Below are 25,997 nucleotides of genomic sequence, written 5' to 3'. Positions count from 1 at the left end.
CTAATGATTAGAAAACTAAGGGAAGGATTGTGGCGCAGTAATGATGATTGCTGGTTAGATCGCGGTACAATGGGGTTGTTTGTTGAAATTGACTCCCATTATATTTTATGAATAATTGTCCCGAGGAATTTTCAGGGGGTGCGGACAAATGGATGTCTTGAAAGCAGGAAAAGGGGGGTACGATGTCAATAGTGCGCTGATCTCACGATCAGCGAATGGTGCTGCCCCGACCTCTCCCGCAACCAAGCCTTCAACCGGAATCAACACCGATGGGAGCGATGGCGGTCGTGCCGCCGGCCCCGTCGATACGGTATTCCTCTCCGAGCAGGCGAGCCGTGCCTTGCGCGTCGATCTCAGCGCGGAAGCTTTCGCAGCAGGGCCCGCCGCCAATTCCGGTGTCGCCGCCGCCGTCAAGGACATGGACAAGATCGTTCCGGCGATGCAGCGCCACGCCGAAGAAAGCAGCCGTTACATGGAAAAGCTCAGCGCGCTGGCGCGGAGCACGTTCGGGCTGGGTGACAATGTCAGCATCACGACCAGCGGAGCCGGGAACGCCATGCTGGACAATCTCGCCAAGGAGAACGGCCTCCAGAAGCCGGCAATCCCTGACATTCTGAAACAGAGCGGCCTGTTGAAGGACGATACGGAGGTGGACGCCCAATCGCGAACCGGGCTCTTCGGCATGAGCGTCACTGCGGCCGGCGATCCCGACTTCGGGAAACGCATGGACCTTGCGTTCGATCGCGGAGCGAAGGTTCCCGATGGAAAACTTTCCCTTGTCGCCTTGAAGGACGGGAACCCGGCTACGGCCGGAACGATGAATGCCGTCAGGAATGGAGCGCTCTCCAGCCTGACCAATCTGGGCGCGCAGGATGGGGGAAGCCTGTTCGCGATCACCGACGGCTCCGAAGATGGCAAGGCCACGGTTGCGGCGTCGGTCCGTTCCTTCGGTATGGACGACCGGGTCAAGACCTCGGCGATCGGCATTCTGAAGACGATAGGGCACTACCTGCCTGGCTGACGGCGGCAGTCAGCCAAGCAATGCCTGACCATATCCACAAGCGAGGTGCGGAATATTGGCGGCGTGTGCGGTACGGTCCAGGACGGCCCATCAGGACGGCCCATGTCCCGCCGGCGCACGGCAGGGTCCGAAAATACCGCTGGTCACGGGATGGTGGTAAATCTTAGGGTGTTCGCGCCGCGGACGAAGGGACAGGGAAATTCCTGAACGGCGGTTCCGGGCATGCGGCACGCGCAAGGGCATTGGCGGGCATGATCGACCAGCGGACCAGCGTCTTCCTGTCGGAGTTCCTCGACACCCCCAACAGGGATCCGGCGGTTCTGGACCGCTTCCTTCTACAAGGGCCGGACGGCGGCCGGCGCGGGACGAAACCGCGCCTGAAGGTCGCCTTCTTCGATTTCTGGCCGGAGTTCGATCCGTCCGTGAACTTCTTCGTGGACATCCTGTCCGCCCGCTTCGAGGTGTCGGTGGTCGAGAACGACAGCGACCTCGCCATCGTCTCGGTGTTCGGCACCCGTCACCGGGAAGCGCGGACGGCCCGGTCGATGTTCTTCACCGGCGAGAATGTGCGGCCGCCGCTCGACAGTGTCGATATGTCGGTGTCTTTCGACCGCATCGACGACCCCCGGCATTTCCGCCTTCCGCTCTACGTCATGCATGCCTACGACCATCTGCGCGAAGGGGCGGCGCCGTATTTCTGCCATTCCGTCCTGCCGCCAGTGCCGCCGTCGCGGGAGGACGCCGCAGAGCGGAAATTCTGCGCCTTTCTCTACAAGAACCCCAACTGCGCCCGCCGCAACGACTTCTTCCACATGCTCAGCGCCCGGCGCCATGTCGAGTCGGTGGGCTGGCTGCTGAACAACACCGGCAGCGTGGTGAAGATGGGCTGGCTGCCGAAGATCCGGGTGTTCTCCCGCTACCGCTTCGCCTTCGCTTTCGAAAACGCAAGCCATCCCGGCTATCTGACCGAGAAGATCCTGGACGCTTTCCAGGCCGGTGCGGTGCCGCTCTATTGGGGCGATCCCGGCGTCCTGCGCGATGTCGCGGCCGGCAGCTTCATCGACGTGTCGCGATACTCCTCCGACGAGGAGGCCATCGACGCCATCCTGGCCGTCGACGATGATTACGGCGCCTACCGCCGCTACCGCAGCACGCCGCCCTTCCTCGGCACGGAGGATTTCCATTTCGATGCCTACCGTCTGGCCGAATGGATCGAAAGCCGTCTTTGACCGTGGGGAGGTGGAGCGATGAGGCGGGTGTTGTTGAATTATGCCGACGGTGCCTTCACGACGGCGCAGAAATACAATGGCAAGACCGGCATGGAGACCGGTGGCTTCGACGGCGTCGCTATGATGGGGCGCCAGCGCATCGATGCCGCTTTCGCATCGCGGAACCGGCATGTGCTGGACCAGCCTCGCGGGGCCGGCTATTGGCTGTGGAAGCCTTACTTCATCGACCGGTTGCTGCGCGAGACTCTGAAGGACGGCGACATCCTGTTCTACAGCGACAGCGGCGCCCATTTCGTCCACAGCGTCGATCCGCTGATCGAGATTTGCCGGCAGCGGCGCGATCTGCCGATCCTGCTTTTCACGCTGGAGGATGATCACCGCAACGGCGTCTGGACCAAGCGCGACTGTTTCCACTTCATGGGGCTGGACCGACCCGATGTCGTCGAGGCGCCGCAGATCATGGGCAGCTTCATCATGTGCGAACGCGGGCCTGAAACCATGGACTTCGTCGCGCAATGGCTGCGGCTTTCCCAGGATGCCCGGCTGATCACCGACGCGCCCAATGAATGCGGCCTGCCGAACTATCCGGAGTTCCGCGACCATCGCCACGACCAGAGCATCCTCAGCCTGCTCGGCCGCCGCCATCGCGTGACAACGATTCCCGACATCTCGCAATGGGGGGACGGGAGCCGTCCGGCCGGGATTCCCCGCATCATGGAACACACGCGCTGGCGCGACTAGGGCCGATTGTGGCAGACAGAAGCCCGGTCCATTCCCTTCAACCGCCAGCGGCGATCGGCAGCAGCGCATGACCAGTTTTGCCCGTGCCGTGGCGGCGGAAAACGCCGGCAGGCTGGAGGAGGCCAGGGCCCGCTACCTCGACGTCCTACGGGCCGAGCCGCAGAACCCGGCGGCCCTGCACCGGCTGGGGGTGGTGGAGTTGCGGCTGGGCAACCCGCGCGACGCGGTGGTCCTGTTCCAGAAGTCGCTGGCCATCGCCAAGGACCTGGAGGTCTATCTCGATTTCGGAGCGGCGATGGCCGGCATGGCCCGCTGGGATGCGGCGGCGACGGTCTATGGCGCCGCCCTGCGGGTCGCCCCCGCATCGGCCGACGCCCATTACGGTCTGGCGATGGCCCTGCACCGGCAGGGGCGCCCGCAGGATGCCGAGCCCCATTACCGCAAGGTGCTGGCGACCTTTTCCTATCTGGGAGAGGTCCACAACAACCTCGGCGTCGCCCTTCAGGACCTCGGCCGGTTCGCTGAAGCCGCCGCCGCTCATCGCGAGGCGGCGCGGATCGATCCCGCCGACGCGGCGTCCTGGTCAAAGCTGGGCGTGGCGCTCCATGCCATCGGACAGGGGGCCGAGGCGGAAGCCGCCTTCCGCAAGGCGCTCGGCCTTGCGCCGCAGGATGCCGACTGCTGGCACAACCTGAGCGGCCTGCTCGACGCCGGCGGTCGCCCGGCGGAGGCGCTCGCCGCCGGCCGTCTTGCGGTCGCGCTTGATCCGGGGAGCGCCCGCAACTGGCTGGCCCTGGGCAATGCCGCCGGTGCCGCGCGGCGCCTGGAGGAGGCATGGCGCGCCACGTCGGCTGCGGCCCGGCTGGAGCCGTCGAGCCCGGCGGCGCGCAACAATCTCGCCAGCGCCTTGCATGAACTCGGGCGCTGGCGCGAAGCGGTGGCCGAATACCGTGCGGCGCTGGAACGGCAACCGGACTTTCCGGTGGCCGAGATCAATCTGGCCCAGGCTCTGTCGGGGCTGCGCGAGGCGGACGGGGCGCTGGCGGTCCTGCGGGCCCTGCTGGCCAGGCAGCCGGCGAACGGCGAGGCCTGGCGGCGGCTGGGCAGTGTGCTGGCGGAGGCCGTCCGCCCCGATGCCGCGGTGGCCGTTCTGCGCAAGGCGGTGGCGCTTGCCCCCGGCGAGCCGGACGCCCAGGCCGATCTGGCGATGGCCGCCGCGCTGGCCGGCTGGAGCACGCAGTCGGTGGATGCCTGCCGGCGGGTCCTCCGGCTGGTTCCCGGCCATGCCGCAGCCCTCGGCCAACTCGTGCATCAGCAGAGACTTCTGTGCGACTGGCGCGATCTGGACGGGCTGGAGGCGGAGCTTCTCCGGCAGGTGCGCGCCGGGGCGGAGGGGGTGTCGCCCTTCGACGTCCTGTCCTGCGCCTCGACCCTCGCCGACCAGCAATCCGCCGCGGCCCGCTGGGCGGCGGCGAAGGCCCGCGGCGCCAGGACCGTCACCCGGCCGGCGGCGGCCGCAGGCGATGGGCGGTTGCGGATCGGCTATCTGTCGTCGGATTTCCGTGAGCATGCCATGGGCCACCTGATGGTCGATGCGCTGGAAACCCATGATCGGTCCCGCTTCGCCATCACCGCCTATTCGACCGGCCTCGACGACGGCAGCGCGCTGCGCCAGCGGTTCCAACGAAGGATCGAGCGCTTCGTCGACCTGCGCCGCCACACCGACGCCGATGCGGCGCGGACGATCGCGGCGGACGGCATCGACATCCTGGTCGATCTGACCGGCTTCACCTCCTTCTCGCGCACTTCGATCCTGGCGGCCCGTCCCGCCCCGGTGCAGGTCAATTGGCTGGGCTATCCCGGGACGCTGGGCGCGCGCTATGTCGACTACATCGTCGCCGATCCCACGGTGATCGCGCCGGGCGAGGACGGCTTCTTCAGCGAGCGGGTGGTGCGGCTGCCGGATTGCTATCAGCCCAACGACCGCCGGCGCGCCATCGCCGAGGCCACGCCGACGCGCGGGGACTGCGGGTTGCCCGAGGACGGTTTCGTCTTCTGCTGCTTCAACAGCGCCTACAAGCTGACGCCCGCCTTGTTCGACGGCTGGGCGCGCATCCTGGCGGCGGTGCCGGGCAGCGTGCTGTGGCTCTATGCCGGGACTCCCCAGGTGGCGGTCAACCTGCGCCGCGAGGGCGAGGCCCGCGGTCTTGATCCCCACCGGCTCGTCTTCGCCCAACCCCTGCCGCACGCGGAGCATCTGGCGCGGCACCGGCTGGCCGATCTGTTCCTCGACACGCTTCCCTACAACGCCCACACGACGGCCAGCGACGCGCTGTGGGCGGGCCTGCCGGTGCTGACCCGGCGCGGGACGACCTTTGCCGGGCGCGTGGCGGCCAGCCTGCTGCGGGCGGCCGGATTGCCCGAGCTGATCGTCGACGGGCAGGAGGCCTACGAGGCGGAGGCGGTGGCACTCGCCCGGTCGCCCGGACGGCTCCGCGACCTGCGGCAGCGGCTGGCACTCAACCGGCCGGTCTGCCCGCTGTTCGACACGCCGCGCTTCACCCGGCATCTGGAGGCGGCCTACCGGGCGATGTGGGACATTCACCGGGCCGGCGGTGCGCCGCGCCCGATCACCGTCACGGCTGAGGACGCCGGTGGTCCGGCATCCGCCATGGAGGGAAGAGGGGAGAACGCATGACCACCGGCGAGAGCACAGGAGCGCGGCTGCACATCGTCGTCCCCTACCGGGATCGCGAAGACCATCTCCGGCAGTTCGTTCCCTGGGTGAGTGCTTATTTCGACCGTCTGGCGCAGCCGATCGATTATCGCGTCACCTTCGTAGAGCAGGAGGCCGGGCTTCCCTTCAACCGTGGGGCGCTGAAGAATGCCGGCTTCCTGCTGGGCAAAGGGCAGAGCGACTATGTCTGCCTGCACGATATCGATTATCTGCCGGTCGATGCCGATTATTCCTGGGCCGACTGCCCCACCCCGATCCTATGGTACGGGGCGGAGCTGCGCCCGGTGGCGCCGGGACGCTCGGACCGCACGGTGACGACCAACCTCGAAAGCACGATGGGCGGCGCGTTGTTGATGCCGAACGCGGCGATGCGGCAGATCGACGGCTATTCCAACCTCTTTTGGGGCTGGGGATACGAGGATTTCGACTTTTCGCTGCGCATCCGGGCGCGCCGCATCCCAACCGGCCGGCGCAAGGGGCGTTTCCAGCCGCTCGACCACGTCAACGACGGCTTCACGCCGGACGCGACGCCATCCCCCATTTCCCTGGTGAACCGCCGGGTGCTTCAGGAGCTTTGGTCTTCCGGCAAGATCCCGGCCGGCGACGGTTTGTCCTCGCTGTCCTTCGAGGTACTGGACCGCAGGCCTTGCGATGGGTGCGTCCTGGGCGCGCAGGACCGTTGGGAGATCGTCCGGGTTCGCTTCGCCCATGTCCCAACGCCGGAACAGGCGGCGGCGGACGGCACCCACGCCTGACATCGGCCTGACATCCGCGGGGGGGGGGGCGGCGGCTCCACCGCCCCCCGGTATCGTCACATGCTCGACTTGCCGCCGTGGGCGGACGACCAGCCGACCGGGTCGTTCAGGAACTTTTCGACTTCCGACAGGGTGTTCTCGTCGAAATAGCGGTTGTCGCGGGCGACCTTCAGCACATCCCACCAGGTGCACAGCGCGTGCAGGCGCACGCCGATGGCGTCCATGTTGACCTTCGACTGCGGGAAGATGCCGTAGTGGAAGATCACGAAGGTGTCGGTCACCTGGGCGCCGCCGTTGCGCAGCGCGGTGACGAAGTTCTCCTTGCTCTTGCCGTCGGTCGCCAGATCCTCGACCAGCAGGACGCGCTGCCCCTCGGTCAGCAGACCCTCGATCTGGGCGTTGCGGCCGAAGCCCTTCGGCTTCTTGCGCACATACTGCATCGGCAGTTCCAGCCGGTCGGCGATCCAGGCGGCGAAGGGGATGCCGGCGGTCTCGCCGCCCGCCACCGCGTCGATGGCCTCATAGCCGATCTCGCGCTCGATGGTGGCGACGGCGAAATCCATCAGCGCCTTGCGGGCGCGCGGGAAGGAGACGATGCGGCGGCAGTCGGTGTATACCGGGCTGGCCCAACCCGAGGTGAAGATGAAGGGCGTCTCGGCGTTGAAGTGCAGCGCCTTGATCTCCAGCAGGATCTTGGCCGCGGTGGCGGCGATGGTGGCCTGATCGGGCAGGGTCGACATGGAAGAAGGGCTCCGGAAAACGGGATGGCATCGCGCGGATGCCCATTGTGTAGCGGGGGAGGGCGCGATTCGCAATTCCCGACCATCCTTGCCCGCTCATCCCGGCAGCAGGCGGGCATTCGCCGTCAGGCTGTCTGCACGGTGCGGGTGTAGCTGTCGACATCCGTCCGCAGCTGCTGCATCTCCCGGCGCAGCTTGGCCGCGGCCCCGGCCAATTCGCCGGCGGTGCGGTCGGTCCGCACGATGACGTCGTGGACGCCGCCCAGCATGCCGGACATCGCCGTCACCGCGCCCGACCCGTCCTTCATCGCCCGCAGGATGCCCTCCGCCGCGTCCGATTGGCGCGACACCGCATCCGCGATGGCCGCCCCGCTGTCCCGGGCCGCATCCACCGTCCGGGAAACCCCATCCATGGCATGGACCGCTTCGTCCACGATGGTCTGGATGCCGGCGATCTGGCTTTGGATGTCATCGGTCGCACGCGCGGTCTGGCCCGCCAGGCTCTTGACCTCGCTGGCGACCACGGCGAAGCCCTTGCCGGCCTCCCCGGCACGCGCCGCCTCGATGGTGGCGTTCAGCGCCAGCAGGTTGGTCTGGCTGGCAATCGAATTGATCAGGCCGACCACCTCGCCGATGCGTTGCGACGCCTCGGCCAGTTCGCGGATGCGGCCCGCGGCTTCATCGGTCCGCTGGACGGCGTCGGCGGTCATCCGGGCGGCCTTCCCGCTGTGGCGGCCCACCTCGTCGATGAGGGCTCCCAACCCATCGGCGCCAGCGGCGGCGTCGCTCACGATGCGGCTCGCGGTGTCCGCATGCCCGCGCACATGACCGACCTCGTCCGCCGCGCGGCCTGCGTCCTCGGACATCGTGCCGGCGGTGGATTGAAGCTGTTCGCTGGTGGTGCCCAGCCCGCTGAGAATGATCTCGGTCTGATGGGTGAAGCGTTCCGTGGCGTCGTTCAGGGCGGCAAGTTTGCGCTGCTCTTCGTCCCGCCGCGTCTCCTCCTCGGCCCGGCGGCGGTCGAGATCGCTTGCTTGGCTCTGCATCAGCATCACGGCCGCGGTCACCCGGCCGATGGCATCGTCTACCGGATACCTCAATGCAATATCGCGTCGTCCGCGCCCGATCTCGGCGATTCCGTCCGCGGCGCGGTCGAGCGGCCGGGTGATCGAGCGGCCGATCACCAGCGCCATCAGGGCCGATCCGCCGATGGCCAGTGCGGTCACCACGCCGATCAGCCCATAGGCATAGGTCGTGATGGTGGCCGAATTGCCGTTGCTCGCCTGGTTTTCCGCCCGGATCAAGGTGGACAGCGCTTCGTTGCGCTCCTCCAGCCGATGGAAACGCTCCAGAAAGCCGGCAAGCCCGTCCTTCGCCTTCGCCCTGTCGCGCAGGGCCACCTCGATCAGCCCCTCCGCCGCCCGGATGTACTCCTCCATCTCGGGCAGCAGTTCATCCAGCCCCCTGCCGATGGCGGGACTGAGGGCAAGGTGCCGGTTGGCGCTCAACGCCTCGCGAAACGTGTCGGCATGTTCCTTGAGATCCTTTCGGACCTCGTCCCGCTCCGCTTCCGCTCCGTCCGGTCCGGTCAGAAGAGCGGCAAGCACGTCGGCACGCAGGGCGTCGTGCATCATGTCGCCCGCCTGATGGTTCGACAGGGCTTCCCCCGTGATCAGAACCTGACGGTTCGCACCATCGACCACGGAGAGCGCCGAGACGGCGACGCCCCCCACGACCAGCAAGGCGAAAGCGAAGGACAAAGGCAGCAGAGACAGTTTCCGGGACAGGGTCAGGACGGACATCTGCACAACCCTTCATTGGTGCGCGAAATGGGATTGACGCATCATCCGTGCAGGATAGGCAATTTTACATGCCGATTCCCATAGGGGTTTTTCGGGGTGTTGCGCGAACGCCCGGCCGTTCGCGCACTTCGTCAGACCTTGCCGCGCACGCTGCCCAGGAAACGGTCCACCTGGGTGTGCAGCAGCTCCGCCTGCTTCGACAGTTCCCCGGACGAGGAGAGCAGGCGCGATGCGCCGCTGCCGGTTTCGGAGGCCGCCTGGAGCACGCCGCCGATCGAGGATGAGACCTCGTTGGTGCCGGCTGCCGCCTGCTGGACGTTGCGGGCGATCTCCATGGTGGCGGCGTTCTGTCCGTCGACCGCCTGGGCGATGGTGCCGACGATGACGTTCACCTCGCCGATGGTGGCGGCGATGCTCTGGATCGCCTCCACCGCGTCGGCGGTGGCCGTCTGGATCTCGGCGATCTGCTGCGAGATGTCGCCGGTCGCCTTGGCGGTCTGGTTTGCAAGGCTCTTCACCTCGCTGGCGACGACGGCGAAGCCCTTGCCCGCCTCTCCTGCCCGTGCCGCCTCGATGGTGGCGTTCAGCGCCAGCAGATTCGTCTGCCCGGCGATGGAGTTGATGAGGTTCACCACGTCGCCGATCTGGTTGGCCTTGGACGACAGGCCGTCGACGATGCGATTGGTGCCGTCGGCCTGATCGGCGGCCTGCTTGGCCTTACGGCTGCTTTCGCCGATCTGGCGGCCGATCTCCGAGATGGAGGCGGCCAGTTCCTCCGCGGCGGCGGCCACGGTCTGGACGTTGACCGATGCCTGCTCCGACGCGGCGGCGACGGTGGTCGCCTGGGTCTCGGTATGGTCGGCGGTGGTCGCCAGCGACTTCGCCAGTGCCCGCACCTCGGTGGAGGAGGAGGCGACGCTGTCGACCACGCCCTTCACCTCGTTCTCGAACCGGTCGGCCAGCGCGGCCATCTCGGCCCGCTTGCGCTCCTCGGCGGCATGTTCCGCCTCGGCCTGACGGCGGCGGAAGGCATCGGCTTCCACCGCGTTGGCCTTGAACACCTCGACCGCACCGGTGATCTGCCCGATCTCGTCCTTGGAATCCGATGCCGGGACGGTGACGGTCAGATCGCCGCGCGCCAGCGTCAGCATGGCGTTGGTCAGGCGACGCAGCGGACGCAGGGCGGCGACCGTCCACAGGCCGAAGGCGCCGGCCATCAGCAGGGCGGCACCGCACAGCGACAGCATCAGCGTCTGGAACCCCTTGGCGACATCGCGCGCACGCGCGGCGATGGTCTGGTTCTTGCGCTCCTGCAGGTCGATGAAGGCGTTGATGCGCTTCAGCCATTCGGTGAAGGCCGGGCGGGCGTCCTGCATCAGCCCCTTCTGCGCCGCAGCCATGTCGTTCGCCTTGCGGGCGGCGATGACCGTCTTGATCGCCGGCAGGCTCTTCGCCTCGATCTCCTTGATGCCGGCCAACAGCTGCCGTTCCTCCGGCTCGATGTCGGTCATGCCGGCAAACATGGCGTCGAGCGGCTTGGCGGAGTCCTCGTAGAAGGCCGCCAGCCGGTCGATGTCGGCCAGCACCAGCGACAGCGTCGCCGGGTCGGTGGTCAGCACCACGTCGCGCAGGGCGATGGCCCGGTCATGGACGCTGCCGCGGAAGTTGATGGCATAGCGCTGCTTGACGCTGTTGACCTCGTTGATCCGGGTGAGGTCGGAGTCGATTTTCCGCACCTCGCGGACACCGATGACGGTCAGGCTGATCAGAAGGACAAGAACCACGCCGAAGCCGAGAAACAAACGTGTGCGGATCGTGGCGTGCCGTGGAAGGAACATGTCGGCGCATCCCGTCAAAGTTGGCCCGCATGGGCAATAAACGGACTTTATCCTAAAAGATGTTACCTTTTTGGGTTACTCAAGATGTGCTTTTCCGTCGGCCCGGCAAGGCGGCTGGCGCAAGCCTGCGCAAAAATGTGCGGGTTGCGGATCGAAGGCGCTGCCGCAATATGCGAGGCCCGGAAACCGATCCGGAAACCGCCTTGGATTTGCCGATGCAGCCCCTGCCCACGTCCCGCCGCAGCCGCAGCCTGTCACGTCTGCTGGCGACAGCCTTGCTCCCGGCCCTGCTGCTTGCGCCGCTGGCGCCAGCGTCCGCCGCCGATGCGGATGGGGGCGCCCAGCAGGACCGGCCTGAGCGCGCCGGATCGGCGGCTGCCAAATCAGAAGGGGCCAAATCCGAAACCGCAAAGGCCGACGCTTCCAAAGCGGATGACCTCCGGGGGTTCGATTCGCAGCGCAGCGTGACCAGCCACAGCCTGCCGCTGCCGGACGGTGCGTTGGCCTACACCGCGACGGCGGAGTTCCTGCCGCTGCGCGACGGCGCCAAGGAGGAACTGGCGGCGCGGATCTTCACGGTGACCTACACCGCCGATTCCAAGACGCCGGCCGCCGGTCCGCGCCCGGTCACCTTCGTCTTCAACGGCGGGCCGGGGGCGGCGTCGGCCTACATGCATCTGGGCGCCGCCGGTCCGAAGGTCGTCGCCTTCGGTCCCGATGGGGCTCTGCCGCCGCCGCCGGCCCCGCTGGTCGACAATCCCGACAGCTGGCTGGCCTTCACCGATCTGGTCTTCATCGATCCGGTCGGCACCGGATACAGCCGCGCGGTGAAGCCCGACGAGACGGAAAAGCGCTTCTGGTCGGTGGACGGCGATGCGCGGTCGATGGCCGAGATCGTCCGGCTCTGGCTGACCCGGAATGGCCGCTGGTCGTCTCCGGCCTTCCTGGCGGGGGAGAGCTACGGCGGCTTCCGCATCGCGAAGATGGCGGACGAGCTGATCGATCAGGTCGGGCTTGCGGTGAACGGGCTGATCCTGGTTTCCCCCGTCGTCGATTTCGCCGCCATCGACGAGGACGGCATCCTCGGCCCGGCCTGGAAGCTGCCGTCGATGGCGGCATCCGCCGCCGTGCTCGGCCGCACCTCCGGCACGCCCGAACAGGCGGCGGAGGCGGCGGAGCGCTTTGCCCTCGGCCCCTACCTCACCGGGCTGGCCAGTCTCGACTACGGACGGCTCGATGACGCCCGGGACGTCTTCGCCGAGGTGGCGCGCATCACCGGCCTGCCGGTGGAGACGGTGCGGCGCCAGCGCGGGCGCGTGCCGATGGGTGTCTTCACCCGTGAGCTGCTGCGCGACCGCGGCCGCATTCTCAGCATCTATGACGGCACCTTCACCGCTCCCGATCCCGATCCGGGTGCGCCGCGCGTACCGTTCGATCCCTTCCTGAAGGGCACGGTGCCGACCTATAGCACCGCTTTCGCCGCCTATGCCCACGATGCGCTGGCGGTGCGGACGGAGCAGCCCTACCGGCTGCTCAGCGACCGGGTGAACCGGAACTGGGAGTGGCCGCGCATGTCGGTGCCGAGCGCTGTGGATGCGCTGCAAACGGCGCTGACCCTTCAGCCGGCGCTGCGGGTGCTGATCGTCCATGGCCGCACCGACCTGATCACGCCCTACATGGCCTCGCGCTGGGTGGCGTCGAGGCTGGAGCTGCCGGAGGGCGAACGCGGCCGGGTGGCGGTGACGGTGCATCCCGGCGGCCACATGATGTACACGCGGGGCCAGGGCCGCGCTGCGCTGGCGGCCGACGCCCGTGCGCTGATCGCGGAGAGCCTGCGCTCGCGGTGACCGGCGCCTGCCGGCGTCGGAAAGCCCGGAATCGGAAAGGGGCGCCCCGGTGGGGGCGCCCCTTTCCTTGTGTCGGATCGCTGTCCCGGATCAGAACAGACGCAGGATCGACTGCTGCGACTGGTTGGCGAGCGAGAGGGCGATGGTGCCCAGCTGCTGCCGGGTCTGCAGCATCAGCAGGCTGGCGCCTTCCTCGTTCTGGTCGGCCAGCGTCAGCTTGCTGGCGCCTTCCGTCAGCACGTCGCTGAACTCCTTGGTGAAGCTCTCGCGGGTCGTGATGATGTTCAGGTTGGTCGACAGCGACTGCGAGGCCGAACGGATCGTCGCCTTGGCGTGATCCAGACCGGCGACCGCCTTGTCGATGTCGGAGCGGTCCATCCAGCTGTTCTGTGCGCCGTCCAGCTGCAGGCCCTGGCCGCTGGTCGACAGGTTGACCGCGTTCACCGTGATCGCGTTCGTGTTGCGCTCGTTCAGCTGGACCGTGATGTCGTTCGACGTGTTGGCGTCGGAAATCTGCTTGGTGACGATGTTGGCCGAGCAGTTGGCCGAAGCCGCCTGCTTGATCGTCTTGGCGTCGATTTCCATGCGGACGGTGCCGCTGTCGAAGTTGAAGGACTGCTCACCCCCCGTCAGCTTGCCGTCGCCCTTGTCGTTCATGGCGTCGCGGGTGACCTGGGCGCCGTTGGAGTTGGTGACCTGGATTTGCAGGTCGACCTTCTTCTCGATGACCGAGACGCCGTTGCCCTGGTTGTTGGCCGATTCCAGCAGGCGGCGGTCGACCGTGAAGGACACGATGGTGCCCGACGCGAAGCTTTCCGAAATCTTCTTGGTCAGCGCGTTGGTGGCGCTGGTCGTCACCGTCATTTCGCGCACCGCGCCGGCCGTGGCATTGCCGGTGAGGGTGATCGTGCCGGTTGCCGTGACGGTTGCGGTGGCGACGTCCTTGCCGACCAGGCGGCCGGTACCGGTGAGGGCCGTGCTGATCGAGGCCTTCAACTGGGCGGCCACCTGGGCCGAAGCGTTCTGGCCGACGGCGACGTCGCCCTTCGTGGCGGTGTAGCTGAAGGACTGGCCTTCCACCGTGATGGTGAAGATGTCGCCTTCTTCGATCGTTCCGCCGACATTCACCGTCGACACCTGCGCCGAACCGGTCTTGGCGGCCGTCGTCAGCTTCGCTTCGATGGTCTGGGTGTTGTCGAAGTAGGAGATCGTGCGGCTCTCGTCGCCGTCCGTCACGATGAAGTCGCGGGAACGGCCGTTGGCACCGCGCACCTCGATCTGGACGTCGGAGAAGCTGCCCAGCGAGCCGGACATCGTGCCCGACAGCTTCAGGCCGATGAAGCCGTGCGCGTTCTCGGTCTTGGAGATGTCGGCGGTCTTGCCTTCGATCGAGCCGTCGCCCTTGACGCGGATCGAGTAGGTGTCGGCCGTGATGACGTTGGTGACGCGGGCGTTGTCGACGCCGGTCATGCTGTTGACGGCGGCACGGGACGCGCTGGTGCTGTCCATGCTCATGCCGTTGCCGTTGATCAGGTTCTTGCCCTGATAGCCGCTGTCAGCGGCCAGCTTGTCGATCTGATCCTTCAGCGTGTTGAACTGGCTGGCGAGCGACTTGCGGGTGGCGACGGAGGCGGCATCGTTGCCCAGCGCCGCATAGGCGGCGGTGGTCAGGCCCTTGGCCTGGTCGACCAGCGAGTCGATCGAGGTCAGGCCCTTGTCGGCGGCCTGGATGGTGCTGATCGACTGGCCCATCGCGTCCTTCAGCGAGGACAGGTCGCCGGCGCGCTGGTTCAGGCCCTTGGCCGAGAAGAAGGAGGTGGGACCATCGAGAGCCGAATTGATCTTGTTGCCCGTCGACAAGATGTTCTGCTTCTTGTCGATACCGGCCTGCGTGCTCTGCAGCTGCAGCAGATTGGTGCGCATCGAAGCGGTCAGGGTCACATTTCCGGCCATGGTCCTAGTCTCCTTCTGAGGCTGTCCCCGCCCCTGGTCATTTGACCGGCGAGGCAACGTGCGTTTTCCTGACACCACTCTTTCAAGCGCCGTGCCAACTGCTCCGGTGTGCCATAAGTGACTGAATTCGCTATGAAATAAAAATAGGTCGGCAAAAAGGGCAGGGTTGGGCCCAAAGGTTCGGGCCGGGCTTCCGAAAAACTTTCCCGGAATCTTTTGCCGATGACGGACGGTTCTGCCGGGATGCTTGGCGGCAAGAATCTTCCCACCGCCCTGCCGGCAAGGGCTATGGTCGGGCTCCAAACCACGTCCCAATCATCGAACGCACGGCCCTTTCATGGGCCAAAGCAGGGAAGGGAGAAGCATCATGACCGGTCGGATCGACGCACGCCTGGCGGAGCTGGGCATCGAGTTGCCGCAGGCCGCCGCCCCGGTGGCCGCCTATGTGCCCTACACCCGTTCGGGCAACACCCTTTACATCTCGGGCCAGGTGACGGTCTGGAACGGCGAGCGCAAGTTCGTCGGCAAGGTCGGCCAGGACTTCACGGTGGAGCAGGGCAAGGACGCCGCGCGCCTGTGCGCGCTGAACATCCTGGCCCAGGCCAAGGCCGCGCTGGGCGGCGACCTCGACCGCGTCACCCGCGTGCTGCGGCTGGGCGGCTTCGTCAACTCCGGCCCCGACTTCCACGACCATCCGCTGGTCATCAACGGCGCGTCCGAGCTGATGCGCGACGTCTTCGGCGAGGCCGGCCAGCATGCCCGCGCCGCGGTCGGCGCCCCGTCGCTGCCCGGCAACGTCGCGGTCGAGGTCGATGCGATCATCGAGGTGGCGTAACGGCAGCGGCCCGATGGGCGTCGGGGCGGTGGCCAGGGCGGCGGCGGTGCCTTGCTGTCTTGCGGCATGAAGCCTACCTCCTTGCCATCGTTCAAGGAGACGCATGCATGCCCGACGGCAACGATGCCATCACCGTCAAGGTTCTGACCGGGATCGACGAGGCGGACCAGCAGGGCTGGGACGCCTGCGCCGGTCCCGGCAACCCGTTCCTCTCCCACGCCTTCCTCCTGGCGCTGGAGGACTCGGGATCGGCTTGCGGGAAGTCCGGCTGGCAGCCCAGCCATCTCGCCGCCTTCGACGGGTCCGGCCGCATGGTCGGCGCGGTGCCGGCCTATCTGAAAAGCCATTCCTACGGCGAGTATGTGTTCGACCATGCCTGGGCCAATGCCTTCGAGCGGGCGGGCGGCAGCTATTACCCCAAGCTGCAGGTGGCGGTGCCCTTCACCCCGGTGCCGGGTCCGCGGCTGCTGGTGGCGCCTGGGCCGCAGTCCGAGGCCGTCGCTGATGCGCTGGTCGCAGCGCTGGAGCAGGTGACGGAGCGCTACGGCGTCTCCTCCGCCCACGTCACCTTCCCGGAGCGGGCCGATTGGGACCGGCTGGGCACGGCCGGGTGGCTGCAACGGCTTGGTGTGCAGTACCACTGGCACAACCGCGGCTACGGCAGTTTCGACGAGTTCCTGGAGGCGCTGAACTCCCGCAAGCGCAAGGCGATCCGCAAGGAGCGCCGCGAGGTCGCCGAAAGCAGCGTGCGGCTGCACACCCTGACCGGCGACGACCTGAAGCCGGAGCATTGGGATGCCTTCCACCGCTTCTATCTGGAGACCGCCGACCGCAAATGGGGCGGCGGCTATCTCAACCGCCGCTTCTTCGACCTGCTTGGCCGGACCATGGCCGACCGGGTGGTTCTGGTGATGTGCGAGGATGGCGGGGACTGGGTGGCCGGCGCGCTCAACCTGCTGGGCGACGATGCGCTGTACGGCCGCAACTGGGGCTCCGACGGGAGCTACCGCTTCCTGCATTTCGAGGCGTGCTATTACCGCGCGCTGGATTTCGCCATCGAGCGCGGGCTGGCACGGGTCGAGGCCGGTGCGCAGGGCGAGCACAAGATCCAGCGCGGCTACCTGCCGGTGCCGACCTACAGCGCGCACTGGATCGCAGACCCCGGCTTCCGCCGCGCGGTGGACCGCTATCTCAAGCAGGAACGTCCGGCGGTGGAGGCGGAGATCGACGCGCTGGACGAGGAACTGTCGCCCTACCGGCGGGAGGGCTGAGGCCTACTCCCAGCCGGCCAGCACCGATGCGGCGTCGCTCTCCTGCACCGGCGCGCGGGCAGGCGGCGGGGCGCCATCGACCCGCAGGCCCATCAGCGTCTCCACCAGCGGCTCCGGGCCGGCCGAGACGCGGACCTGCCCGCGGGCGGCGATGTGCGGATGGTCGTGGACCTCCGCCAGTTCCGGCACGGCCTCGAAACAGCAGTCGACCGGATCGAGCAGGGCCTTCCAGTCCGTCAGCGTCCGGCCGGCGAACAAGGCCTCCAACTCCGCCGTCAGGGCGGTCTGGGGCAGGGGATCCTCCTGCCGGGCGATCCAGTCGGGACGGCCGACCGCCTCGCAGAAGCCGGCCCAGAACTTGGCCTCCAGTGCCGACAGGGTGATGAAGCGGCCGTCGGCGGTGCGGTAGATGCGGTAGCAGGCGGCCCCGCCCGACAGCAGAGCCTCGCCGCGCTTCGGCAGGGTGCCGCGGGCCGCCGCGGTCAGGGTCATGCCCTGCCAGCCCAGCACCGATTCCATGATCGACAGGTCGAGGAAACAGCCCTCTCCCGTCCGCTCCCGCCCCAGCATCGCGCCCGCCACCGCCAGCGCCGTCTGCTGGGCCGAGGCGAAATCGGCGACCGGCAGGTAGCTGATCACCGGTCGGTCCGGCAGTCCGGAGGCGTCCAGCCCGCCGCCGACCGCCATGTAATTCAGGTCGTGCCCGGCCCGCGTCGCATAGGGGCCGTCATAGCCCCAGCCCGACAGGCTGGCATGGACCAGCCGCGGGTTGATCTCCCGCAGCCGCCCGCGGCCCAGCCCCAGCTTGTCCATCACGCCCGGCCGGTAGCTCTCGATCAGCGCGTCTGCCTTCGCCAGCAGTCCTTCCAGCGCCGCGCGTCCCCCGGCCGATTTCAGGTCGATGCGGATGACGGTCTTGCCGGCGTTCAGCAGCTTGTAGGCGGCGGTGGTGCCGTCGCTGTCAGTGGGGCCGAGCCGGCGCAGCGGATCGCCCCCCGGCGGCTCCACCTTCACCACCGTGGCGCCCAGGTCGCCGAGAAGCTGGGCCGCATAGGGGCCGGGCAGATATTGCCCGAGGTCGATGACGCGCAGTCCGGTCAGGAAGGGCAGGGGCATGGCGGTGCTCGCTCTTGGTTGGTGATCGGACCTGCGGGATTTCAGTCCCTCACCCCCCGGTGACGCTCATGTGCCGCCCGACGGCCGGCCCCTGGTGGCGGCGGTCGATGATGAAGTCGTGGCCCTTGGGCTTGCGGGTGATCGCCTCGCGCACCGCGTCGATCAGCGGGCCGTCCTCGTCGCTGACGCGCAGCGGCGTGCGCAGGTCGGCGGCGTCCTCCTGGCCCAGGCACATGTAGAGCGTGCCGGTGCAGGTCAGCCGCACGCGGTTGCAGCTTTCGCAGAAATTATGGGTCAGCGGCGTGATGAAGCCGACGCGCTGGCCGGTCTCCTCCACCCGGACATAGCGGGCGGGGCCGCCGGTGCGGTGGTCGCTCTCGGTCAGGGTCCAGCGCGTCTGCAACTCGGCCTTCAGCATGGTCAGCGGCCAGTACTGATCGAGCCGGGCGCCCTCGCCGATGTCGCCCATCGGCATCACCTCGATGAAGGTCAGGTCGAAGCCCTGCTCGCCGCACCACGCCACCATGCGGTGGATCTCGTCGTCGTTGACGCCCTTCAGCGCCACCGTGTTGATCTTGATCTTCAGCCCGGCTTCCTTCGCCGCCTGGATACCGCCCAGGATCTTGTCCAGCTTGCCCCAGCGGGTGATGGCCTGGAACTTGTGCGGATCGAGCGTGTCCAGGGACACGTTGATCCGCCGCACCCCGGCCTCATAGAGCCCGGCGGCATGCTTGAACAGCATGGTGCCGTTGGTGGTCAACGTCAGCTCGTCCAGGTCGCCCGCCTTGATGTGGCGGCCCAGCGAATGGATCAGCCGCATCACGTCGCGCCGCACCAGCGGCTCGCCGCCGGTCAGCCGCAGCTTGCGCGTGCCCAGCTTGACGAAGGCGCTGCACAGCCGGTCCAGCTCCTCCAGCGTCAGCACCTCCGCCTTCGGCAGGAAGCTCATGTCCTCGGCCATGCAATAGACGCAGCGAAGGTCGCAGCGGTCGGTCACCGACACGCGCAGATACTCCACCTTGCGGCCGAACGGATCGACCAGCGGAGCGACGGCGGCTGACGGCAAGGCTTCGGACACAGGGTTGGTCATCGCTGGACTCCAGGGGCGGCCGCTGACGGGCCGCCACAGTATATGTTCGCCACACGCACCATGTGCAACGGTGACGGGAGCGTATTCCACATCACGGTATGCCGACTTTGACGGCGATCAAGGGGTCGTGGCGTCACATCAGCTTTTGCCGCACCGCCGCCGGTTGTGCGTTCCGTTCGGCTTCCTCGCGTTCGCGCAGGTCGTCGTCGGTGGTGCGCGGCACCGGCCGCTGGCCCAGGGCGAAGGGCTCGTTGCCGCGTTCGAACTGGTCGCGGACCCGGCAATCCTCGCACATGCGGATGCGGTTGGCGGCCTCCGGCGTGGCGAACATCCAGTGCTTGCCCGCCAGCGTCGTCACGATCTTCTCGATGGAGGATTTGGTGGCGAAGGGCTTGCCGCAGGACACGCAGCAGAAGGGCTCCTCCTCCTTCACCACCGCGGCACCGCGGGCCTGATCGCGGAAGTCGATCTCCGGCACCAGGGAGATGACCTTCTCCGGGCAGGTGGTCTTGCACAGGCCGCACTGCACGCAGGCGTCCTGGGCAAAGGACAGCATCGGCTTGTCGGCATTGTCGAGCAGCGCGCCCGTCGGGCAGGCGCCGACGCAGGACAGGCACAGCGTGCAGCCCTCGACTTCCACCGACACCCGGCCGAAGGGCGCGCCCGGCGGCAGCGGCAGAACCTCCACCGGAGCCGGGGCGGCCTTGTGCAGATGGCGCAGCGCCAGCATGGTGACCGTGCGCTTCGGCCCCATCGGTAGGAACATCCCCGCCTCGACCGCGTCGGCCGGCAGGGCCCACAGCTCGTCCGCCACCGCATCGGGATCGGCGGCGTCGATCACCGCCACCCGGCCGGAGCCGTAGCCGAGCCCGCTGAAGGCGGCCTCCGCCAGCCCGATCTGCGAGGCGAGGCCGGCGGTCTCGCCGTCGTTCTCCGGTCCGGTCAGCAGGCGGACATGGGTGCAGCCATAGGCCAGCGCCAGGGCGAACAGGTCGAAGCCGACCTGCGTCACCTCGTTCAGCGCGAAGGGCAGCACGCGGGCCGGCAGGCCGCGGCCATGCCGCGCCATCATGCCGACCAGTGCGTCGCCATGGCGCGGATCGTGGATCAACAGCGCCGGAGCGGCGCCGCCGGCCTTGCGGTAGGTGGCCAGCAACGTCCGCAGCCTCTCATAGACGGTCGCGGCCGGCGGCAGGGCGTAGGTCGCGGCGCCGGTCGGGCAGACCGCGGCGCAGGATCCGCAGCCGGCGCAGACATGCGGGTCGATGGCGACATGGTCGCCGTTCGGTGTGATCGCCCCGGTCGGGCAGACATCGAGGCAGCGGGTGCAGCCGGTCTTGCGGCTGCGCGAATGGGCGCAGAGATCGGCCTTGAAGTCGACGAAGCGCGGCTTCTCGAACTCGCCGACCAGATCGGCGATGTCCAGCAGCGCCTTGGCGACCTGCGCCGGGCTGTTGGGATCGGGCCGCAGATAGCCGTCGCGGCGCTTGTGGTCGGGGAACAGCGGCGTGCCGCCGGTCAGGTCGAGGATCAGGTCGCAGCGGGCCGACGCTCCCTGCCGCACCGGCTCGAAGCCCAGGGCGCCGCGGGAGGAGGGCAGGGCCGGGGCGTAGTCGTCCACCACGATCTCGAAGGCGCCGACCCAGCCGCGGCCGCTGCGGATTCGGCCGCGGAAGATCGCCGCGTCCATCACCGGCGGCGGCGGGATGTCCTTGGCACTGGTCAGCAGGACGGTGACGTCCAGCCGCTTGGCCAGTTCCCGGCCGGCCTCGATGGCGCGCTCGTCGTTGCCATAGACCAGACAGGTGCCCTGGGAGGTCAGGGTCAGCGCACCGGTGGGCGGGATCGGCAGGGCGGCTTCGGCCAGCAACGCCGCGATCTTCGGCAGCGCCTGGGCGCCCTCGTCCGACCAGCCGGCGCGCTCGCGGATGTTGGTGAAGGTCACGGAGGTGTCGGGTGCGACTTCCGCCGCGATCTCGGCAAACAGCGGGGCTTCCTGCGTGCAGGCGACCAGCAGCGGCTGGCCGGTGGCGACCGCCGCCTCGAAACGGTCGAGCTGCGCCCGGCAGAGCTGGGTGTGCACGGTGGGGGTGCCGCCCTCGCCGCAAGCCTTGCCCAGCGCCGTCCCGTCCAGCGCGATGCTGTGCGCACAATCGCAGACGAGCACCGTCCGTTCGCCGATCTTCATCGTCCCCAAAACTCCTGTCGCTTGGGGCTGACGCCCCTGGCCTGAGGACACTCATATGGGGGAATGCGGGGCGATGGGAATGGGAATCTTGTCAGGGGCGATCCGGACAAACGTTGGCTGGACGGTTCCCGCGACCCTTCCGGACGGCAGGATCGCAGGAACCCGCCGCTCCTTACGCCCCCGGCTCGTTGGCGTTCGGGAAGAACAGCTGCTCGCCGTTGATCTGGTAGTCGGCGATGGCCTTCTGCCCCTCGGCGGAGACCAGCCAGTCGACGAAGGCCTGGCCGTCGGCCGCCTTGACGTGGGCGAACTTGGCCGGGTTGACCAGCATCACGCCATACTGGTTGAACAGGCGCTTGTCGCCCTCGACCAGCACCGTCAGCGGGCCGCGGTTCTTGAAGTTCAGCCAGGTGCCGCGGTCGGTCAGGGCATAGCCGTTCATCGCGGCGGCGGTGTTCAGCGTCGGGCCCATGCCCTGGCCGATGGAGCGGTACCAGCCGCCATCCGCCTTGGCCGGGTCGAGGTTGGCGGTCTTCCACAAGGACAGTTCGGCCTTGTGCGTGCCGCTGTCGTCACCGCGCGACACGAAGGGCGCCTTGGCCCCGGCGATCTTCGACAGGGACTGGGCAACGTCCTTGCTGCCCTTGACGCCGGCCGGGTCACTGGACGGGCCGACGATGACGAAGTCGTTGTACATCACCGGCTTGCGCACGGTGGCGAAGCCCTCGGCGACGAACTTGTCCTCCGACGGCTTGTGGTGGACGAACAGCACATCGGCGTCGCCGCGCTTGGCGAGGTCGATGGCCTGGCCGGTGCCCTTGGCGACGACCCGCACCTCGATCCCGGTCTTGGCGGTGAATTTCGGCAGAAGCGAGCCGAACAGGCCCGAATCCTCGGTCGAGGTGGTGGAGGCCACCGTGATGAAACGGTCGGCGGCCAGTGCGGCCGACGGGGCAGCGGCCTGGATCAGACCGGCCACGACCGCGGCGGCGGCAAAGCCCAGCACGAATGAACGGCGCAGCATCCCTCAACTCCTCCCGCATCGTTGTTGTCTGGCTGACATAGCGCAGTCGGGCCGCGGGTGCAAAGGCCTGGCCGATCTTTTCCAATCCCTGGCCGGACCAGAGCTGGGGCTGGGGCCGGGCCGGGGCTCACGCCGGTCTGGCAGCCGTCTCCTTCAGCAGCGACGCCGTGAGGTTCACCGCCAGCGACAGGGTCATCAGCACCAGCCCCAGCCCCAGCGCCATCGGCAGGTCGCCCTTGCTGGTCTCCAGCGCGATGGCGGTGGTCATGACGCGGGTGACCTGCTCGATGTTGCCGCCGACGATCATCACCGCCCCGACCTCCGCCGAGGCGCGGCCGAAACCGGCCAGCACCGTGGTGACGAGGCTCCAGCGCGCCTCCGCCAGCAGGGTGGTCAAGCGCCTCAAGGGGCTCGCTCCTGTGACGCGCAGCAAATCGTCATATTCGAGCAGCAGATCCTCCACCGTCTGGCGGGCGAGCGACGCGACGATGGGCACGATCATCACCGTCTGGGCGACGATCATCGCCGTGGGCGTGAACAGCAGTCCCAGCACCCCGAACGGGCCGGAGCGCGACAGCAGCAGATAGACCACCAGACCGACCACCACCGGCGGCAGCCCCATCATGGTGTTCAGCGCGACAGCGACGGCGCGGCGGCCGGGAAAGCTGAGCGCCGCGACGGCGGCACCCAGCGGCAGGCCGATCAGCGTGGCGATGGCGACGGCGGACAGGCTGACCCGCAAGGACAGGCCGATGATCCGCATCAGCGCGTCGTCCATCGACAGGATCATGGAAAAAGCTACGGCCAGGGCTTGGGAAAAATCCTGCATGAAGTCCAAATCACTGTTCGAATAACTTCGGCGAGGGCTTGTCCGACGGACGCCGCTCGCCCACACTCGCGCGCATGAGCCCGACCATGAGCCTGAAGACCTTCACCATAGCGCCGGACCCGGCGAATCCCAAGCTGACCGAGCGCGTCCGCGGCCTGGACCAGGACGGCCGCGAGATCGAGACCGCCGTGACGGTGGAACGGCCGCTGACCCTGTACCTCAACGGGCAGGAGATCGTCACTATGATGACGATCGGCGACTATCCCGACTGTCTGGCCGTCGGCTATCTGCTGAACCAGAACATGCTGCGGCGCGACGACCGCATCACCGGCATCGACGTGGACGAGGAGACCGACACCGTCGTCGTCCGCACCGAGCGCGCGACCGATTTCGAGGCCAAACTGAAAAAGAAGACGCTGACCTCCGGCTGCGCCCAGGGGACCGCCTTCGGCGATGTCATGGAAACCTTCGAGTCCGTCAGCCTGCCGGCCGATGTGCGGCTGCGCACCTCGTGGATCTACGCGCTGTCGAAGCAGATCAACCTGCAGCCCAGCCTGTATCTGGAGGCCGGCGCCATCCATGGCAGCGTGCTGTGCCAGGAGGACAGGCCGCTGGTCTACATGGAGGATGTCGGCCGCCACAATGCGGTGGACAAGGTCGCCGGCTACATGCACCTGAACGGCATTTCCGCTTCGGACAAGATTTTCTACACCACCGGCCGCCTGACCTCTGAGATGGTCATCAAGACGGTGCAGATGGGCATTCCGATCCTGGTTTCGCGCTCCGGCTTCACCGCCTGGGGCGTGCAGCTGGCGCGGCAGGCCAACCTGACGCTGGTCGGCCGCGCCAAGGGCAGGCGCTTCATCGCGCTGGCCGGCACCGACCGGCTGGTCTTCGACACCGATGCCGCGGGAGCCGACGACGAAGATCGCCGGCATGGACGCAAGGGAAGCCGCGATGACGACTAACTCAACTCATCCCGACATTGGCGGCGTGCTGCTGGCCGGCGGCCTGTCGCGCCGGATGGGCGGCGGCGACAAGTGCCTGCGCCCGCTGGGCGACCGCAGCATCCTGGAGCGCATCGTCGCCACCGTCCGGCCGCAGGTCGGGCCGCTGGTGCTGAACGCCAACGGCGACCCGGCGCGCTTCGCCCATCTCCATTTGCCGGTCGCTGCCGATGTGGTGGAGGGCTATGCCGGCCCGCTGGCCGGCGTGCTGACCGGCATGGAGTGGATGCGCGGCACCGCCCCCGGCATCGCCTGGGTCGCCAGCTTCGCCACCGACGCTCCCTTCATCCCGCGCGACCTCGTCACCCGCATGGTGGCGGCGCTGGAGCATGAGGGCGCCGACCTCGCCTGCGCCCGGTCGGGCGGGCAGGAGCATCCGGTCTTCGGGCTGTGGCCGATCCGTCTGGCCGGCGACCTGCGCCGCGCCATGGTGGAGGAGGGCATGCGCAAGGTCGATGCCTGGACCGCCCGCCACCGGCTGGCCGTCGCCGACTTCGCCCTCGATCCGGCCAATCCTGTCGATCCCTTCTTCAACACCAACCGGCCGGAGGATCTGGCCGAGGCGGAACGCCTGCTGGCGTCGGGACACGCGTCATGACGGACAAGCCCGTTACCCAAGCTCTTGAGCGCATTGAGACCATGCCGCTTGGCATCGTGGTGGAGCGCCGCCGCGGCGTCACCGCCTGGGTCGACTGGAGCTGGCGCCCGGTCTCGGTCATCCCCGGCGCCGGTCCGGTCGAGCCGCCCGGCCTCCTGCTGATGGAGGGCGACGGCTGGAGCCACAGCCACGCCGCCACCCTGACGCTGGAGCTGTTCCGCACCGACACCGAGGGCTACCGCCTGAACCTGTCGCAGGACCCGCCGCGGTTGTGGGTGGTGATGCGTCCCGGTGCGGACTCCGGTTCCGATGGGGAGGAACTGGTGCCCTTCACGGTCACCGCGTCGGCCCATGAAGGGGAGGGCTATCAGATCGGGGCCGACGTGGTGGAGACGGTGCCGATGCCGGCGGAGGTGATCGCGCTGGTCCGCGACTTCGTCGAGCAGCACCATGTCGATGTCCCCTTCCACAAGCGCGAGCGCAAGCGCCACTTCGAGAAGGAGGAGGGGCGGCGGTGAGCGGCGAAGCCTTCCTGTCGCGCTGGTCGCGCCTGAAACGCACGGCGGTCAAGCCGGAGCCGGTCCCGCCGGAGGTGCCGCCGGCCGAGGAGGCTGCGGAGCTTCCCGTCGCTGCCGTCGAGGGGAGCCCGACCGATGCCGCCTCACCGGAAGCCGAGCCCGACGATCCGCTGCAGGATCTGCCGCCTATCGAGGACCTGACCGGCGAGTCCGACTTCACTCCCTTCCTGCGCGCCGAGGTGCCGGAGGATCTGCACCGTCAGGCCCTGCGCAAGCTGTGGACCTCCGACCCGATCTACGCCAACGACGACGGGCTGAAGGACTACGCCGACGATTACGCCAGCCTGTTCACCGGCGGAGTGCCGGTAAAGACCCTCTACCGCGTCGGCAAGGGCTTCCTCGACACGCTGGACGAGGTTGCCGATGGCGCCCTTGAGGCTCCGCCCGCGACTGACGCCGAGGTTGCTGAGGTAAGCGACACCCCCACTCCCCCACCGCCAATTCCCTCTCCCCCCCGGGGAGAGGGTTAGGGTGAGGGGGACGCACAGCGAGACCTTCTCGATCCGTGCGCGGTCCCCACATCCCCATTTTTCCACGCCACGCCTCCCCCTCACCCCGACCCTCTCCCCAGGGGGGGGAGAGGGGGCATGTCCCCGAAGCAAGTCCCCCCTCGCAAATTCACCCCCAGTATGCGACGGATCGTCGCGCCGTCACGGACCCCCTCAAAACAAAGGGGCGCTCTGTTACCGCGAGCATAGCGGCGCGATAAAGTTTCATTTGTCCCCACTTCCGGGTGCGTCCTTAGTTGACAAAAGGATAGGTTCAGTCCTTCTATTGTCTGCCTGTGGATTGCTAAGT

The 25,997-nt window shown here is 67.9% G+C and carries 21 protein-coding genes; 12 read left to right on the top strand and 9 right to left on the bottom strand.

The features are described from left to right. Positions 1-148: 148 nt before the first annotated feature. From ABNQ40_RS26625 to ABNQ40_RS26605, 5 genes are all read left to right on the top strand, one after another. The gene (locus tag ABNQ40_RS26625; RefSeq protein ID WP_146255488.1) at positions 149-1,021 is read left to right on the top strand and encodes a hypothetical protein; all 873 of its coding nucleotides are present in this window, start codon (positions 149-151) and stop codon (positions 1,019-1,021) included. A 251-nt stretch (positions 1,022-1,272) separates the two neighbouring features. After that, positions 1,273-2,250 (top strand): glycosyltransferase family 10 domain-containing protein, encoded by a 978-nt coding sequence (locus tag ABNQ40_RS26620; protein WP_109049858.1) that lies wholly within the window; start codon positions 1,273-1,275, stop codon positions 2,248-2,250. Between the two features lie 18 nt (positions 2,251-2,268). Continuing rightward, positions 2,269-2,991 carry a hypothetical protein gene (locus tag ABNQ40_RS26615; RefSeq protein ID WP_109049857.1) on the top strand — a complete coding sequence of 241 codons (723 nt, stop codon included), beginning with the start codon at positions 2,269-2,271 and terminating at the stop codon, positions 2,989-2,991. A gap of 67 nt (positions 2,992-3,058) precedes the next feature. Further along, positions 3,059-5,689 carry a tetratricopeptide repeat protein gene (locus ABNQ40_RS26610; RefSeq protein WP_109049856.1) on the top strand — a complete coding sequence of 877 codons (2,631 nt, stop codon included), beginning with the start codon at positions 3,059-3,061 and terminating at the stop codon, positions 5,687-5,689. Next, positions 5,686-6,483, top strand: coding sequence for a galactosyltransferase-related protein (locus tag ABNQ40_RS26605; protein WP_391347860.1), 798 nt, complete (start codon positions 5,686-5,688; stop codon positions 6,481-6,483). The genes ABNQ40_RS26610 and ABNQ40_RS26605 overlap by 4 nt, the downstream gene beginning before the upstream one ends. 56 nt (positions 6,484-6,539) lie before the next feature. Here ABNQ40_RS26605 and ABNQ40_RS26600 read toward each other — a convergent pair whose 3' ends face one another. The 3 genes from ABNQ40_RS26600 to ABNQ40_RS26590 all read right to left on the bottom strand — a co-directional run bounded on the left by ABNQ40_RS26600 (position 6,540) and on the right by ABNQ40_RS26590 (position 10,863). Next, positions 6,540-7,223 (bottom strand): orotate phosphoribosyltransferase, encoded by a 684-nt coding sequence (locus ABNQ40_RS26600; RefSeq protein WP_014247028.1) that lies wholly within the window; start codon positions 7,221-7,223, stop codon positions 6,540-6,542. A 125-nt stretch (positions 7,224-7,348) separates the two neighbouring features. Beyond that, positions 7,349-9,025 carry a methyl-accepting chemotaxis protein gene (locus ABNQ40_RS26595; protein WP_109051811.1) on the bottom strand — a complete coding sequence of 559 codons (1,677 nt, stop codon included), beginning with the start codon at positions 9,023-9,025 and terminating at the stop codon, positions 7,349-7,351. A gap of 131 nt (positions 9,026-9,156) precedes the next feature. Next, positions 9,157-10,863, bottom strand: coding sequence for a methyl-accepting chemotaxis protein (locus ABNQ40_RS26590; protein WP_109051810.1), 1,707 nt, complete (start codon positions 10,861-10,863; stop codon positions 9,157-9,159). A 215-nt stretch (positions 10,864-11,078) separates the two neighbouring features. Here ABNQ40_RS26590 and ABNQ40_RS26585 point away from each other — a divergent pair, with 215 nt between their 5' ends. Then, positions 11,079-12,710, top strand: a complete 1,632-nt coding sequence (locus ABNQ40_RS26585) for a S10 family peptidase (RefSeq protein WP_109491178.1) — start codon at positions 11,079-11,081, stop codon at positions 12,708-12,710. Between the two features lie 90 nt (positions 12,711-12,800). Here ABNQ40_RS26585 and ABNQ40_RS26580 read toward each other — a convergent pair whose 3' ends face one another. After that, positions 12,801-14,663, bottom strand: a complete 1,863-nt coding sequence (locus ABNQ40_RS26580) for a flagellin (RefSeq protein WP_391347854.1) — start codon at positions 14,661-14,663, stop codon at positions 12,801-12,803. A gap of 367 nt (positions 14,664-15,030) precedes the next feature. Between ABNQ40_RS26580 and ABNQ40_RS26575 the strand changes: the two genes are divergently transcribed. Together ABNQ40_RS26575 and ABNQ40_RS26570 are read left to right on the top strand one after the other, a co-directional pair. Next, positions 15,031-15,498, top strand: coding sequence for a RidA family protein (locus ABNQ40_RS26575; protein WP_098740384.1), 468 nt, complete (start codon positions 15,031-15,033; stop codon positions 15,496-15,498). Between the two features lie 107 nt (positions 15,499-15,605). Then, positions 15,606-16,769 carry a GNAT family N-acetyltransferase gene (locus tag ABNQ40_RS26570; RefSeq protein ID WP_109050508.1) on the top strand — a complete coding sequence of 388 codons (1,164 nt, stop codon included), beginning with the start codon at positions 15,606-15,608 and terminating at the stop codon, positions 16,767-16,769. 3 nt (positions 16,770-16,772) lie between these two features. Here ABNQ40_RS26570 and ABNQ40_RS26565 read toward each other — a convergent pair whose 3' ends face one another. The 5 genes from ABNQ40_RS26565 to ABNQ40_RS26545 form a co-directional block, all read right to left on the bottom strand. Then, positions 16,773-17,885, bottom strand: a complete 1,113-nt coding sequence (locus tag ABNQ40_RS26565; protein WP_109050509.1) for a CaiB/BaiF CoA-transferase family protein — start codon at positions 17,883-17,885, stop codon at positions 16,773-16,775. A gap of 49 nt (positions 17,886-17,934) precedes the next feature. Next, on the bottom strand, positions 17,935-18,975 hold the full coding sequence (gene moaA, locus ABNQ40_RS26560) for a GTP 3',8-cyclase MoaA (RefSeq protein ID WP_109050510.1): 1,041 nt from the start codon (positions 18,973-18,975) through the stop codon (positions 17,935-17,937). 133 nt (positions 18,976-19,108) lie between these two features. Continuing rightward, on the bottom strand, positions 19,109-21,163 hold the full coding sequence (locus ABNQ40_RS26555; protein ID WP_109050511.1) for a 4Fe-4S dicluster domain-containing protein: 2,055 nt from the start codon (positions 21,161-21,163) through the stop codon (positions 19,109-19,111). A 172-nt stretch (positions 21,164-21,335) separates the two neighbouring features. Continuing rightward, positions 21,336-22,187, bottom strand: a complete 852-nt coding sequence (locus ABNQ40_RS26550) for a substrate-binding domain-containing protein (RefSeq protein WP_109050512.1) — start codon at positions 22,185-22,187, stop codon at positions 21,336-21,338. A 127-nt stretch (positions 22,188-22,314) separates the two neighbouring features. Beyond that, the gene (locus tag ABNQ40_RS26545; protein WP_109491017.1) at positions 22,315-23,016 is read right to left on the bottom strand and encodes an ABC transporter permease; all 702 of its coding nucleotides are present in this window, start codon (positions 23,014-23,016) and stop codon (positions 22,315-22,317) included. 86 nt (positions 23,017-23,102) lie between these two features. Between ABNQ40_RS26545 and fdhD the strand changes: the two genes are divergently transcribed. Genes fdhD through ABNQ40_RS26525 form a run of 4 tightly spaced genes read left to right on the top strand, consistent with a single transcriptional unit; the run spans position 23,103 to position 25,669 of the window. After that, positions 23,103-23,984 carry a formate dehydrogenase accessory sulfurtransferase FdhD gene (gene fdhD, locus ABNQ40_RS26540; protein ID WP_109050513.1) on the top strand — a complete coding sequence of 294 codons (882 nt, stop codon included), beginning with the start codon at positions 23,103-23,105 and terminating at the stop codon, positions 23,982-23,984. Further along, positions 23,974-24,621 carry a molybdenum cofactor guanylyltransferase MobA gene (gene mobA, locus ABNQ40_RS26535; RefSeq protein WP_109050514.1) on the top strand — a complete coding sequence of 216 codons (648 nt, stop codon included), beginning with the start codon at positions 23,974-23,976 and terminating at the stop codon, positions 24,619-24,621. Before fdhD ends, mobA begins: the two co-directional genes overlap by 11 nt. Further along, on the top strand, positions 24,618-25,139 hold the full coding sequence (locus tag ABNQ40_RS26530; protein WP_109050515.1) for a DUF3305 domain-containing protein: 522 nt from the start codon (positions 24,618-24,620) through the stop codon (positions 25,137-25,139). Before mobA ends, ABNQ40_RS26530 begins: the two co-directional genes overlap by 4 nt. Next, on the top strand, positions 25,136-25,669 hold the full coding sequence (locus tag ABNQ40_RS26525) for a DUF3306 domain-containing protein (RefSeq protein ID WP_109050516.1): 534 nt from the start codon (positions 25,136-25,138) through the stop codon (positions 25,667-25,669). The genes ABNQ40_RS26530 and ABNQ40_RS26525 overlap by 4 nt, the downstream gene beginning before the upstream one ends. Positions 25,670-25,997 lie beyond the last annotated feature (328 nt).

The organism is Azospirillum sp. A23, assembly GCF_042938965.1.
In the GTDB taxonomy this organism is placed as follows: Bacteria; Pseudomonadota; Alphaproteobacteria; order Azospirillales; family Azospirillaceae; genus Azospirillum; species Azospirillum melinis.
The sequence above is the reverse complement of the archived record's forward strand: the minus strand, read 5'-3'. Positions and strand labels throughout refer to the sequence as shown.

Coding starts and splice junctions, on each gene's coding strand:
- fdhD (WP_109050513.1), top strand. CDS start 23,103: ATGAGCCTGAAGACCTTCACCATAGCGCCGGACCCGGCGAATCCCAAG.
- ABNQ40_RS26610 (WP_109049856.1), top strand. CDS start 3,059: ATGACCAGTTTTGCCCGTGCCGTGGCGGCGGAAAACGCCGGCAGGCTG.
- ABNQ40_RS26605 (WP_391347860.1), top strand. CDS start 5,686: ATGACCACCGGCGAGAGCACAGGAGCGCGGCTGCACATCGTCGTCCCC.
- ABNQ40_RS26570 (WP_109050508.1), top strand. CDS start 15,606: ATGCCCGACGGCAACGATGCCATCACCGTCAAGGTTCTGACCGGGATC.
- ABNQ40_RS26575 (WP_098740384.1), top strand. CDS start 15,031: ATGACCGGTCGGATCGACGCACGCCTGGCGGAGCTGGGCATCGAGTTG.
- mobA (WP_109050514.1), top strand. CDS start 23,974: ATGACGACTAACTCAACTCATCCCGACATTGGCGGCGTGCTGCTGGCC.
- moaA (WP_109050510.1), bottom strand. CDS start 18,975: ATGACCAACCCTGTGTCCGAAGCCTTGCCGTCAGCCGCCGTCGCTCCG.
- ABNQ40_RS26590 (WP_109051810.1), bottom strand. CDS start 10,863: ATGTTCCTTCCACGGCACGCCACGATCCGCACACGTTTGTTTCTCGGC.
- ABNQ40_RS26620 (WP_109049858.1), top strand. CDS start 1,273: ATGATCGACCAGCGGACCAGCGTCTTCCTGTCGGAGTTCCTCGACACC.
- ABNQ40_RS26625 (WP_146255488.1), top strand. CDS start 149: ATGGATGTCTTGAAAGCAGGAAAAGGGGGGTACGATGTCAATAGTGCG.
- ABNQ40_RS26565 (WP_109050509.1), bottom strand. CDS start 17,885: ATGCCCCTGCCCTTCCTGACCGGACTGCGCGTCATCGACCTCGGGCAA.
- ABNQ40_RS26600 (WP_014247028.1), bottom strand. CDS start 7,223: ATGTCGACCCTGCCCGATCAGGCCACCATCGCCGCCACCGCGGCCAAG.
- ABNQ40_RS26550 (WP_109050512.1), bottom strand. CDS start 22,187: ATGCTGCGCCGTTCATTCGTGCTGGGCTTTGCCGCCGCCGCGGTCGTG.
- ABNQ40_RS26595 (WP_109051811.1), bottom strand. CDS start 9,025: ATGTCCGTCCTGACCCTGTCCCGGAAACTGTCTCTGCTGCCTTTGTCC.
- ABNQ40_RS26555 (WP_109050511.1), bottom strand. CDS start 21,163: ATGAAGATCGGCGAACGGACGGTGCTCGTCTGCGATTGTGCGCACAGC.
- ABNQ40_RS26580 (WP_391347854.1), bottom strand. CDS start 14,663: ATGGCCGGAAATGTGACCCTGACCGCTTCGATGCGCACCAATCTGCTG.
- ABNQ40_RS26545 (WP_109491017.1), bottom strand. CDS start 23,016: ATGCAGGATTTTTCCCAAGCCCTGGCCGTAGCTTTTTCCATGATCCTG.
- ABNQ40_RS26615 (WP_109049857.1), top strand. CDS start 2,269: ATGAGGCGGGTGTTGTTGAATTATGCCGACGGTGCCTTCACGACGGCG.
- ABNQ40_RS26585 (WP_109491178.1), top strand. CDS start 11,079: ATGCAGCCCCTGCCCACGTCCCGCCGCAGCCGCAGCCTGTCACGTCTG.
- ABNQ40_RS26530 (WP_109050515.1), top strand. CDS start 24,618: ATGACGGACAAGCCCGTTACCCAAGCTCTTGAGCGCATTGAGACCATG.